The organism is Shewanella sp. NKUCC01_JLK, from assembly GCF_019345615.1.
GTDB classification, from domain to species: domain Bacteria; phylum Pseudomonadota; class Gammaproteobacteria; order Enterobacterales; family Shewanellaceae; genus Shewanella; species Shewanella oncorhynchi.
The window spans coordinates 150,576-163,517 of the sequence record NZ_JAHKRD010000008.1; the positions used below are offsets into that span (position 1 = coordinate 150,576).

Sequence of the window (12,942 nt, forward strand, 5' to 3'; positions counted from 1 at the left end):
TCAAGCAGATTTGAATCACACTCGATAGCGAGGATAGGTAAGCCCAGATAAAACTTGGCTTACCTTACTCACATTAACCGTCAGCTTGCGATAACAATTCCAAGCTTGCTAGCACTAAATGAATCTAAGTCGCAGCACTAAAACTTAAGCCACGGCACTAAAACTAAAGTGCAAAAAAACTAAAGCGCAAAAGTGGCGATGGTCTTTTGAATACCCACAACATCCGTGCCACGCTTGAGCTCTTTTACTAAAGGTTCGCTCTGGCCTGAAATCCAAATTTTAAGCTCGGCATCCATATCAAAATGCCCTGTCGTTTCCACTTCAAAATGGGTAATGGATTTATAAGGTATTGAATGGTAAGTAACCTTCTTGCCTGTAAGTCCCTGCTTATCAATTAAGATCAGGCGTTTATTGGTGAAAATAAACAAATCACGGATCACTTTGTAGGCGAGTTTTAATTCTTCTTGAATGCCCATGATAGGCCTTAATTCCTCGGCTAATTCCTGTAAATCAACCTCAGCAGCATTACCGAGTAAACCGTCTAACAATCCCATTTTAACATCCCTTATTATTAATATTATTTTCAATAAGATATCTGCTCATTACCGCATGTGCAATATAGGGCTTTGATGAAAATATGGGAGTGGCGATGGTGAGAGCAACATCAATGAGAAGTAGGCTGTTATAGGCGCGCAGATGCAAGCTGAATAGGTGCTAGGAGCATTGCACTCGGGCAATGCTCCTAATGACAAATATTAAAGGTGTTTCTGGCCTCGCACTTGACGGTTTTCACCGACCACCATCATTTCGCATTTAGGACAGTCGAAGACTAACTTGAGCACATCGTTGCCGATTTCAAGCACCATAGGATCGGCCTTGATCCCTGGCACTTCTTTCGGACACAGATTGAAGTTAAAGCGCAGGCAATGCTTAGTGATCATCAATGGCACGTCTTCGGTGACGCCATTTTTCTCATAGGTATCTTGAATTTCAATCACGCCGTGGCGTTGATAAAAATCCTTAGCCTTTTCGTTAGCAACATTACCTAAGTAACTCAAATGCTTGACGGGATAGACTGCATCTTGATTATGCTTCCACGGCAGTGGACGCACATAACCTTGCACACGGGCAGCCTCTAGAGCGGCCACACCATCACGGCGCAGACCATTGAGCACAGACGCAGGCAAGAACCAAGCTTGGGCCGTATCGATACTGATGCTACGGGCAACAAAGTCGGTGCTGCCGAGCTTACCCAGCTGAGTGCGAGTATTTTGTAAGGTCTTATCGACATCTGTCGCGGGCGTCTTCTCGGCCACTAAATTCACTGTGGCTGTAAGGCCATAGATATCCGTCAAGGTCAGCGCCAGTCCGTCTTGGGTATCGCTCAACCGTAAATCAACGCCGATAATCCGCTTAGAAGATTCTTTAGATAACAGGGCTTCGAAGGCTTGGTTATGGTTACGGTACAAAGTCATGCCGACTTTTAAATCCTTTGGCACCTGCAATATATGCAGTTTTAACCCTTCGGCGCGGTTAACCCGCAGGCCTTGCAGCTTGTCATCGGATTGTTTTGCCATGGCAAAATTCGCAGGGAAAAATGCTAAGCCATCGCCGTTATTAAACTCATGGGTTGAGCTCACTTGGATAAAATCTTTACCTATGCTGACCACTTTGCCGACTTCTTCGCCTATGTATTTAGGCGAGCGGAAATCTTTAATTCCTTGGCTACGTTCGTTAACAAAGTAATCTGTGCTGCCACGGTTAAAGGTCTTTTCAGGATCAGGGGTAAAACTATGTTCGCAGCGGCCGTGGGACGAAGCCTTAAACTCGGGACGACGCGCCATAATCGCATCCAGCTTTTGGCGATAATGCGCGGTGACGTTTTTAACGTAACTTAAATCTTTTAAGCGACCTTCAATCTTAAACGAGCGAATGCCCGCATCGATGAGCGCCTCAAGGTTTTCGGTTTGGTTATTGTCTTTTAAAGACAATAAATGTTCGTTCTGCGCTAACACATCACCTTGACGGGTTTTAAGATTGCCCGGCAGACGGCACATTTGCGAGCATTCACCGCGGTTAGCACTGCGGTTACTAAAGGAATGGCTCAAATTACATAAGCCACTGTAAGCCACACACAAAGCACCGTGGATAAAGAATTCGAGCTGCATATTAGTATGCGCGGCGACATCACGGATTTGGCTTAAGCCCAATTCACGGGCAAGCACCACCTGAGAAAAACCAACTTGCTCTAAAAACGCCACTTTTTCTGGGCTGCGGTTATCCATTTGGGTACTGGCATGAAGGGCAATCGGCGGCAAATTGAGCTGTAATACGCCCATGTCCTGCACAATCAGCGCATCGGCACCCGCTTCGTACAATTGCCAAATAAGTTTTTCGGCGTCGGCCAGTTCGTTATCCATCAAAATGGTATTGAGGGCGACGAATACCTGAGCATGATATTGATGAGCATAAGTACACAGGCGCGCGATATCTTCAACACTGTTACCCGCCGTTGCCCGCGCACCAAACGCAGGACCACCTATGTATACCGCATCGGCACCATGGCGTATGGCTTCGATACCGTAGTCAGCATTTTTTGCAGGCGCCAATAACTCAAGACGGTTATGGACGTGAGAAAGATTCTCGGGAGTGTATATCTCTGGCTGGCTCATGGCTTCACAGACTCAAAATGATCATTAACGAAAAGGACGGGAGTATAACAAAAACTCAAATACAGCTCTATCAGCAAATCATCAACTAATGCGCTTTGCTTCGATGCTTTAGTCATCTCAGAAAGGTTCATGCCACAGGCAATCTTTGGGCGTCGCACTTGCACCCTCAAGCCTAGCAGAGTATCTTTGCCCCGCATTGACGAATAGGCCCCATTATGACTGATTTTATATACCAACCACCGACCACTCCTTGGCTCGATATTCTTTATCAAGATAAAGACATTATCGTCATCAACAAACCTTCAGGATTGTTGTCTGTGCCCGGTCGCGACCCCGCCCATTACGACAGTGTCTATGCCCGGGTAAAAGCAGAGCATCCCCATTGTCAAATCGTCCATCGCCTCGATATGGCGACCTCAGGCGTGATAGTTGTCGCCCTTATTCGTAGCGCCGAGCGGGAATTAAAACGTCAGTTCCACGATAGAGAAACCAGCAAAACCTATTATGCAAGGGTTGCAGGCCATGTCAAAAATGACACTGGCAGCGTTGATTATCCACTGATCTGCGACTGGCCAAATCGCCCTAAACAGAAAGTCGATCATCTTGTTGGCAAACCGTCTTTGACTCACTATCAAGTAATGAGCCGCGCCAAACGCTCAACGCTGGTTAAACTGACGCCAATCACAGGCCGCTCACACCAATTACGGGTGCATATGATGGCGCTAGGACATCCGATCTTAGGTGATGGTTTTTATGCCGACTCACTGGCAAAATCCTTAGCGCCTCGACTATTGCTGCATGCAGCAGAACTCACCATCAAACATCCCTACTCAGGTGTCAGTATGACTTTTAGCGCAAAAGTCCCTTTTTGTGAGCCTTTGGGCGAACAATGATCACTAAAATCAAATAATACGGGCAAAATCGGTAGCAATTCCCCATAAAAAAACGTAACTTTATGACAATTCACTACGTTATAGAGAGTTTATTTATGGATACCGCATTTCAGCGCGATCAACTCGATAATCATATCCTCGAAGCCCTAATGCAGGATGCCCGCACACCCTTTGCCGAACTCGCTAAACGCTTTAGCGTGAGCGCCGGCACTATCCATGTTCGGGTAGAAAAAATGAAGCAAGCGGGGATCATTACAGGTGCGCAGATCACGGTAAACCCTAAAGCCTTAGGCTATGACGTTTGCTGTTTTATCGGTATCAACCTTAAAAGTGCTGGCGATTACCCCGCAGCTATCGCCAAACTCAACGCTCTCGAAGAAGTCGTCGAAGCCTATTACACCACAGGCAACTACAGTATTTTCGTCAAGGTCATGTGCCAATCCATCGACGGCTTGCAACACGTGCTCATCAATCGCATCCAATCTATCGATGAAATCCAGTCGACGGAAACCTTGATCAGCCTACAAAACCCAATCGTCAGAGCGGTTAAACCTTAAACAGGAAAAACAGCAAACACCTACAAACAACATAACAAATACCAAAGTGTGATTAACATCTTTTTTACCGCAAAAGTGTTAACCATACGATACTTTTGTGTTACAACTTCATTGCTACCGCCAAAGAGCGCAGCAGAAACTATAACAATTCAGCTACAGGCACGTTTAATAAAGTGCTGAAAGCATTAATTGACAAGGAAGAAGTTGTGAAGACAAAACTATCGATCGCTATCTCCGCTGCACTACTCTCAAGCGCAGCTATTGCTAACAGTGAATTTACATTTAAACCTTACTCTCCAGAAATAAGCGCGCATGATAAATATACTAAACCGCAAACATCAGCCACTAACCTCGATGCTCCACAACGTTTTATTGTTGAGATGGAATCTCCTGCACTAGCTAAGTATAGAGGCGGCATCGGCAACTTCGCAGCAACAGCTTTAAATTCGAAAAAAGAAAAACTAGATATTCAATCTACTAATGTCAAAAGCTATTCAAGTCACCTAGCTAAAGAGCAAAACGCTTTTGCTAGCGATTTAGCTAAAATTGCGCCAAATGCAAAAGTGGAACGTCATTTCCAAACACTTTTTAACGGTATAACAGTTGTTGGCCAAGGACTAAGTGTTGAAAAAATAGCCAAAATGCCTGGAGTGAAAGCAGTATACCCAGAGGCTATATATGAAACTAACATGGATGCATCACACCAAGTGATTAATACCCCAGCTATGTGGGAAGCCGTTTCCGGCATGGCTAATGCGGGCAAAGGAATGAAAGTTGCTATTATTGATGGCGGCATTCGTCCGGAAAACCCCATGTTTACCGATGCAGGCTTCACAGCACCCAGCGGTAGTCGACCATCGGATGACTACTGCTCGACTGTCGATGCTTCATTCTGTAACAACAAGCTGATCGTTGCGCGTTGGTCACAGCCAACATCACCTGTGTGTCCTAATGAATACATGAGTCCACTTAGCTATGGTGGTCACGGAACTCACGTTGCAGGTACCGCTGTCGGTAACAAGATATCAACTACTTATAAAGATATTCCCGTTCAACTATCTGGTGTAGCACCAGCAGCTTACCTTATGGTCTACAAGGCTCTTTACAGTAAGCCTGATTGCACAGGCGGAACCGGCTCTAACATCATGTTAATGGAAGCCTTAGAGCATGCTGTTAATGATGGCGCAGATGTAATCAACAACTCATGGGGGGGGAGTGCTGGTAGTGATCCAGCTAGCAGCCCATACAAAACCATGTTTGAAGCTGCAGAAGCTGCGGGTGTTGTTGTAGTTAGCGCTGCCGGTAACGATGGTAATGGTCCTCAAACTATCGGCTGCCCTGCTTGTATTGAATCAGGAATAACTGTTGCTAACACTACAACAGGGCGTTTTTTCGCTAATAGCTTTAATACCGGTGGTGATGATTTACTTGCTATCCCAAGTTCTGATGCAGTGCTTTCAGAAGATATTACCGCTCCAGTGATTGCGGCCGTTAATTTAGATGCTGAAAATGCCAATGGTTGTGATGCCTTTGCTGCGGATTCGTTCAAAGATGGCATTGCATTGATTTCTCGCGGAACATGTAACTTCTCACTAAAAGCCACAAACGCAAAAGCTGCAGGCGCTAAAGCCCTTGTAGTTTATAACAATGCGGCAGGTGCACCGACGACTATGTCTATGCCTGGTGAACCATTCCCTGCTGTCATGATTACGAAAGATGCAGGTTTAGCCGTAATTGAAGCCATAGGAGATGCTGCAACAACAGGTACTATAGTTGCAAAAACTAAACGCATCATGGTTTCTGAACTTGCTGATAACCTAAATAGCACCAGTTCACGCGGTCCTGATGGCAACCAAAATATTCTTAAACCGGATATCGCAGCACCTGGTACCAACATTCTGTCAGCTTTTTCTCCTGATGATGGTGGTGAAGACTTTAATATGATCTCTGGCACCAGTATGGCAAGCCCGCACGTAGCAGGTGCTGCAGCTATGATGCGTCAATTACATCCAGATTGGTCTGCAAACGATATTAAAACTGCTTTAACATCAACAGCTAAATTTGATGATATTTTAGATGATGATGCAACAACACCAGCCACACCATTTGGTATGGGTGCTGGACGCATGGATTTAGATGCTGCAGCCAAAGCTATATTAACGTTCGACAAACCATCAATCGCATCAGACTCTTGTGTTGGTCCATGTACTTTCACTCGAACGGTATATAACAAGAGTGATGCAAAAACATCTTGGAACTTATCAACTTCATCCGATAGTACAGGCATAACAGTATCACCTTCTAGCTTAGAACTTGCCGCAGGAGCCTCTGCCACGTTTACTGTAACCGTTGACTCAACTTTCGCAGAATATGGTGAGTGGATTTTTGGTAATGTAATGATAAGCAGCACCGAAGGACTGCAAGATGCTCACTTACCTTTGGCTGTGTTAGCTAAAGAGTCAAGTGATGCCTCACTGATTTCGACTATGAGCAAGAAAACCGAACTTAACGCAACCGATGCGATTCCAATATCAGTTGTGATTAACAATAACTCATTTGACAGTACAGTGACTATTACAGCGCAAGCACCAGAAGGCACGAAACTAACATCGAAAGATGATGTAAAAGTTAGCTTAGCTGGCGCGACGCAAAATGGTTTACAAATCAACGAAGATATAGGCAACATTACTTGGGTTGGGTCACTAAATCTTCCTAAAATGACGACAACCAAGGGCTCTGCTGGTTTCCCAAGCATAGTGAGTCTAGGGGTCAATCCAATTACTTGTCCAGAAGGTTGTGATGAACAAGCGTTCACCTTTACTGTGCCTAGCTTTAAATACAATGGGGTTAGCTATTCCAGCATCACTATGTCTGACAATGGTCTAGCGATTGTTGGAGGTGGAAGTGCAAGTGGTACATTTGCGAACAAAAAGCTACCTGATGGCAGCAACCCAAATAACATTTTAGCGCCCTTCTGGTCAGATTTTGATTTATCAGATAAATCTGCTGGCGATACTGGCGGTGGTGACTTAGCCGTTGGTGTATTCACAGATGATGATGGAGTTAAATGGTTAGCTTTAGAGTGGAATAAAGGCCAACTCTATGGTGATACATCAAATACACCTTATACGTTTAGCATTTGGATTAAAACAGGTGATACTGAAGAGGTTGTATTCAATTACATAAATATTCCAAATATGCCTTCAAACGTCACTATCGGCGCTGAAAATATAGGCGGAACAATTGGAACAACTTACCACTTTAATGGTGAAGGTGATTCGGTTGTAACAGGTAATACATTGACGCTGAAAAACACAACGGCAGGTAATGTTACTATCGACTATCTGGCTAAAGCGGCAGAATTCTCCTTTGGCACTGGCGATATTGCAGAAGCTACAGAAGAAACCTCAATAGAAATTGATTTGCTCGCAAATGATATCAATCCAGATCAAAAAGTTGCTCGCGCATCAATCACAGGCAATGGCATAACCGCCAATGCACAGCGTGTTTTGGATATTGCTCCTGTAGGTACATTGTCTAAAGCAACTGTAGTAGACGCACCTGCCAATGGTGCTGTCACTATCAGTGAAGCTGGCATTGCGACTTATCAGCCTAAGAAAGACTTCTTTGGCACCGATAGCTTCACTTACAGCGTCGAAGATGCCGATGGCAACGTATCAAAAGCGACTAAAGTGACTGTGACAGTTGCTAATGTCAATGATGCACCAACTGTCGCCCCAACAGGAGAAACCTTGCCTACAGGCCAAAAAATCACCGTCATGTCAAATGCTAAAGATGTCGATGGCGATGCACTCACCTATATTTGGACACAGACATCAGGTCCTACAGTGACTTTTGATCCTGCAGCAAAAAATATTAGCTTTACCCCAAAAGAGCAGGGAACCTATACATTTACTGTTATTGCGAATGATGGCACATTAAACAGTAATACTGGTGAAGTGACTGCGGTTGCTGCACCAAATAAAAATACAGACAATGGAGGAGGTTCACTCGGTTGGTTAACCGCCTTATTGTTACCACTTGCGGCAATGCGTCGTCGTATGAAGTAACGAGTTGTTGACAGTAAAAAGGGAGCCTTAATGGCTCCCTTTTTCTATTACGCTCTAAAGAAATATGTCTAGGAACGCAGGCCTATTCCGCGCGAGACTAAGTAATACGCTAAGGTCCAAAGTGCGACACAGAAACCGATCATAATGGCGATGGATAATGGCACGCTGATATCGGCAAAGCCTAAAAAGCCGTAGCGGAACACGTTGATCATATAGACCACAGGGTTAAGTGCCGACACGCCTTGCCAAAATGGGGGCAAGAGTGACAGGGAATAAAATACGCCGCCAAGGTAAGTTAATGGGGTAAGCACAAAGGTGGGGATGATACTGATGTCGTCGAAGCTTTTAGCAAAAACAGCGTTAATTAAGCCACCCAATGAGAATAACACTGAGGTTAAAAATACCGTCATCACCACTAAACCTGCGTGATGTAAGCTAATGTCGACAAAGAACATGGCCACTAATGTCACTATCAGGCCAACACATAAACCGCGCGCCACGCCGCCACCTACGTAGCCAGCAATCAGCACATAATGGGGCACAGGTGCCACCATCAACTCTTCTAAATTACGTTGAAACTTGGCACTGTAAAATGAGCTAGCGACATTCGAGTAAGAGTTAGTGATCACCGACATCATGATCAAACCAGGGGCGATAAACTCCATATAAGATACACCGCCCATTTCTCCAATCCGGCTGCCGACTAAGTTACCAAAAATCAAAAAATACAAGGTCATGGTAATCGCTGGCGGGACTAAGGTCTGGATCCAAATTCGCGTAAAACGATTGATCTCTTTACTTAAAATACTTTTAAAGGCAATAAAGTAGAGCTGATTCATGCTGAGGCTCCCTGAGTTTTCTTCACGAGTTCGACGAAGAGTTCTTCTAACCGATTAGACTTGTTACGCATCGATAGCACTTCAATATTGGCTGCGCTCAATTGGCTAAAGACATCGTTAAGATTATGCTCTTTCGCTACATCCACCTCTAAGGTATGAGAGTCGGTTAAGCGACATGCCATGCCATCGAGCACGGGAGCCGTTTCAGTATCGCGACGAAGATCGAGAATAAACGTCTCCATATTCAGCTTACTCAGCAACGCCTTCATGCTAGTGCATTCCACTAAAATACCTTTATCGATAATGCCGATATTACGGCAAAGCATTTCCGCTTCTTCAAGGTAATGAGTGGTCAGGATGATCGTCACGCCCTGCTGGTTTATTTGTTTTAGAAACTCCCACATAGAGCGGCGCAGTTCAATATCCACACCTGCGGTAGGTTCATCTAAAATCAATAATTTAGGTTCGTGCATCAGCGCACGCGCAATCATTAACCGTCGCTTCATGCCGCCGGATAATTCCCGCGAAGGGCTATTGCGCTTTTCCCACAGATCCAGTTGGCTTAAGTATTTTTTGGCACGCTCAAGGGCGATAGGTTTTGGCACACCATAGTAACCCGCTTGATTCACCACAATTTGCAGCACGGTTTCAAACTGGTTGAAGTTAAACTCTTGTGGCACTAAACCAATGCAGAGCTTGGCGTGTTCTAGCTGCTTATCGATATCATAATCAAAGACTTTGACCGTACCAGAACTCTTCTGCACTAAGGAGCTAATAATACCAATCGTGGTGGATTTACCCGCACCATTGGGGCCGAGCAAGGCAAAGAAATCCCCTTGATTGACGGTAAGGCTGATGCCTTTGACCGCTTCTACGCCGCCTTTATAGGTTTTTTTAAGCCCTTCGAGTACCAGAGCATGGGTAATATTCGCCATATTTGTACCGATCCTTACACATTAGAAAGTAATAAGATGGTGCTAAAAAACACAATTACAATGATGGGTTGCAGAACTAAAGCAAAAAATTAGCTAATTGATTGAAAAGAAAAAATTTAATGATTCAATCATTAATGCTTTTTATATTGCAGCAAAAAGCAAAACTCCCGCCTGTTGCGGGAGTTTTAAACTGTATCGGACACTTAATCGAGTGGTACGACTTTGGCGATATAAGGTAGATTGCGATACTGCTCGGCATAATCAATACCATAACCTACGATAAACTCATCAGGGATAGTAAAACCGATAAAATCGACCTTCACATCCACTTCACGACGCTCAGGTTTATCCAACAGGGTGCACAGTGCAAGACTCTTAGGCTCCCGCAGTAACAACATCTCGCGCACTTTACTTAACGTATTACCTGAGTCAATCAAGTCTTCCACAATCAGCACATCGCGACCGGCGATATCTGATTGCACATCTTTCAGAACTTTCACATCCCGTGAGCTCGTCATAGAATTGCCATAACTGGAAACCGACATAAAATCGATTTCAACATGGCCTTTAATGCGGCGACACAGGTCTGCCATAAAGACCACAGAGCCTTTTAACAAGCCTACCATCAGCAGACGTTCACTGTGGGCATAATGGGCATTGATTAGCTCGGCCATTTGATCCAATTTCTGGCTTATCTCTTCAGCAGAGATCATCACTTCGGTGGTGTGTTTCATATAAGTCTCAATTGTCGAGGTCGCGGTTAGACTGTTTGTCATAACCCCAGCGACTCGTTAATGCATGGTCAACGCCCAAATGATCGAGAATTCGAGCGACCATGAAGTCTACCAGATCTTCTACCGATTTGGGATTGTGATAAAAGCCGGGTGCAGCGGGCATAATGGTCGCGCCGAGGCGAGAAAGGCTTAACATATGCTCTAAGTGTATGGCACTAAAAGGAGTTTCCCTAGGTACTAGGATAAGCTGACCGCGCTCTTTAATCACCACATCGGCGGCGCGTTCGAGTAAATTATTACTCATTCCGGTAGCAACTGCCGCTAACGTCCCCGTTGAGCAAGGACAAATCACCATTTGTTTAGGTGCTGCGCTACCCGATGCAGGCGGTGAAAACCACTCATCTTTGCCTAATACCACTAACTCGCCAGCAATAATCACGCCTTTTTCGTGCAGCAAAGCCAACAGCTGGGCATGGGCTTTGTCACTGTTGGCGCTTAACTGTAAGCCGTGTTCCGTCGCCAATACCACTCGAGCGGCACTGGAGATCATCAAAAACACTTGATATCCCGATACCAACAGACACTCGAGTAACTTAAGCCCATAGGGAGCACCCGAGGCGCCCGTCCAAGCTAAGCTAATCGCCTTAGTCGACTTTGCGTAGGCCATCTTAGCTAACCTGCTCTACAGTTGAAGCCTGTTCTAATGCGGCCAGCAGCTTCTTATGTAACCCACCAAAACCACCGTTACTCATCACCACTATGGTGTCGCCTGCTTTGGCGGTTGCTGCGACTTTCGCGACCACATCATCAATTTGATGTAACACAGTCACAGGGATCACCGCCGCTTCCATAGCTTCTTTCATATTCCAGTCGATGGTATCGGCTTGATATAAAAAGGCTTCGTCGGCTTGCATCATAGAAAAAGCTAAAGTGTCTTTATGGACACCGCTCTTCATGGTATTTGAGCGCGGCTCGAGTACCACAGTAATCTTGCTCTGCCCAACCTTAGCCCGCATGCCTTTTAATGTGGTCGCAATGGCCGTCGGATGGTGGGCAAAATCGTCATATACGCTCACACCGTTAACGGTTCCGAGTAATTCGAGTCGACGCTTAGGTGGCATAAACTTAGCTAAAGCTTCAATTGCAGCACTCGGCTTAACGCCCACCTGGCGTGCGGCAGCAATGGCCATCATGGCGTTTTCAATATTGTGTTGACCAATCAAATCCCATTCGAGAATGCCTTGAGATTCGCCATCAAAAAATACTTCAAAGCGATGGCAATCATCACTTAACGCTTTGCCATACCAACCGCTGGTCGATTCGGCTAAGTGATAGGTTTCTTGCTCACTCCAACAACCCATATCAATCGTTTGCTTAACAGCATGGGAATCGGCGGGCCAAATGATCTTGCCTTCACCAGGAACGGTGCGAATTAAGTGGTTAAACTGTTTTTGAATCGCAGCCAGATCGGCAAAAATATCGGCATGATCGAACTCAAGATTGTTGATCACTAAGGTACGCGGATGATAATGCACGAATTTCGAACGTTTATCGAAGAAGGCACTGTCGTATTCGTCGGCCTCAACGACAAAGAAAGCGGTCTTGCCTAAACGTGCCGACACACCAAAGTTTTGCGGTACGCCACCGATTAAGAACCCAGGCTCATAACCACAATCATCTAAAATCCAAGCTAACATGCTAGAAGTCGAGGTTTTACCGTGAGTGCCAGACACTGCCAGCACCCAACGCTCAGGCAAAATATGATCGGCTAAAAACTGCGGGCCAGAGGTATAAGGGATGCCAATGTTCAACACGGCTTCCACGCAAGGATTACCCCGGCTCATGGCATTACCAATGACAACTAAGTCAGGATAGTGCCCTGCTTCACCCAACTGGCTAGGATCAAAACCTTGAATAAGCTCAATGCCTTGGTCCTCTAGTTGCGTGCTCATTGGAGGATAGACATTGGCATCCGAGCCCGTCACTCTGTGCCCTTTGGCCCTAGCCAATAACGCTAGACCACCCATGAAGGTTCCACAAATCCCTAAAATATGTACGTGCATACCGCTCGCTCTGATGTGTTGAATTCACCGCCATTCTAATCCATCGAGAGACAGATTGGCAGGTAACAATCGGTGAAAAGCACTGCAATCACAAATGACAGTTTTTAAATCCGTGGATTTCACATTCAAGTTGCAGAACTGAGATTTTTAGATAACAGGTCAACTAACACAAGGCCGAA

General features: G+C 45.3%; 10 protein-coding genes. 3 read left to right on the top strand and 7 right to left on the bottom strand.

What is annotated here, in order from left to right:
• Window positions 1-179: 179 nt before the first annotated feature.
• Complete coding sequence (locus tag KO537_RS10515) at window positions 180-554, bottom strand: PH domain-containing protein (RefSeq protein WP_105250128.1); 375 nt, start codon at window positions 552-554, stop codon at window positions 180-182.
• A 201-nt stretch (window positions 555-755) separates the two neighbouring features.
• On the bottom strand, window positions 756-2,672 hold the full coding sequence (locus KO537_RS10520) for a U32 family peptidase (protein WP_219234446.1): 1,917 nt from the start codon (window positions 2,670-2,672) through the stop codon (window positions 756-758).
• A gap of 215 nt (window positions 2,673-2,887) precedes the next feature.
• On the opposite strand from KO537_RS10520, the gene rluA reads away from it, so the two are divergent.
• The 3 genes from rluA to KO537_RS10535 all read left to right on the top strand — a co-directional run bounded on the left by rluA (window position 2,888) and on the right by KO537_RS10535 (window position 8,192).
• Window positions 2,888-3,565 (top strand): bifunctional tRNA pseudouridine(32) synthase/23S rRNA pseudouridine(746) synthase RluA, encoded by a 678-nt coding sequence (gene rluA / locus KO537_RS10525; RefSeq protein WP_113939779.1) that lies wholly within the window; start codon window positions 2,888-2,890, stop codon window positions 3,563-3,565.
• 95 nt (window positions 3,566-3,660) lie between these two features.
• Window positions 3,661-4,122, top strand: a complete 462-nt coding sequence (asnC, locus tag KO537_RS10530) for a transcriptional regulator AsnC (protein WP_006080290.1) — start codon at window positions 3,661-3,663, stop codon at window positions 4,120-4,122.
• 206 nt (window positions 4,123-4,328) lie between these two features.
• Window positions 4,329-8,192, top strand: a complete 3,864-nt coding sequence (locus tag KO537_RS10535) for a S8 family serine peptidase (RefSeq protein WP_219234467.1) — start codon at window positions 4,329-4,331, stop codon at window positions 8,190-8,192.
• A gap of 68 nt (window positions 8,193-8,260) precedes the next feature.
• Here KO537_RS10535 and KO537_RS10540 read toward each other — a convergent pair whose 3' ends face one another.
• The 5 genes from KO537_RS10540 to mpl all read right to left on the bottom strand — a co-directional run bounded on the left by KO537_RS10540 (window position 8,261) and on the right by mpl (window position 12,763).
• Window positions 8,261-9,031, bottom strand: coding sequence for an ABC transporter permease (locus tag KO537_RS10540; RefSeq protein WP_006080287.1), 771 nt, complete (start codon window positions 9,029-9,031; stop codon window positions 8,261-8,263).
• Entirely contained in the window at window positions 9,028-9,966 is a 939-nt protein-coding gene (locus tag KO537_RS10545) for an ABC transporter ATP-binding protein (RefSeq protein WP_028761727.1), read from the bottom strand. The genes KO537_RS10540 and KO537_RS10545 overlap by 4 nt, the downstream gene beginning before the upstream one ends.
• A gap of 203 nt (window positions 9,967-10,169) precedes the next feature.
• On the bottom strand, window positions 10,170-10,700 hold the full coding sequence (gene hpt, locus KO537_RS10550; RefSeq protein WP_219234447.1) for a hypoxanthine phosphoribosyltransferase: 531 nt from the start codon (window positions 10,698-10,700) through the stop codon (window positions 10,170-10,172).
• A 7-nt stretch (window positions 10,701-10,707) separates the two neighbouring features.
• Entirely contained in the window at window positions 10,708-11,367 is a 660-nt protein-coding gene (locus KO537_RS10555) for a flavin prenyltransferase UbiX (protein WP_028761725.1), read from the bottom strand.
• A 1-nt stretch (window position 11,368) separates the two neighbouring features.
• Window positions 11,369-12,763: a UDP-N-acetylmuramate:L-alanyl-gamma-D-glutamyl-meso-diaminopimelate ligase gene (gene mpl, locus KO537_RS10560; protein ID WP_219234448.1), complete on the bottom strand. Its 1,395-nt coding sequence runs from the start codon at window positions 12,761-12,763 to the stop codon at window positions 11,369-11,371.
• Between the last annotated feature and the right edge of the window lie 179 nt (window positions 12,764-12,942).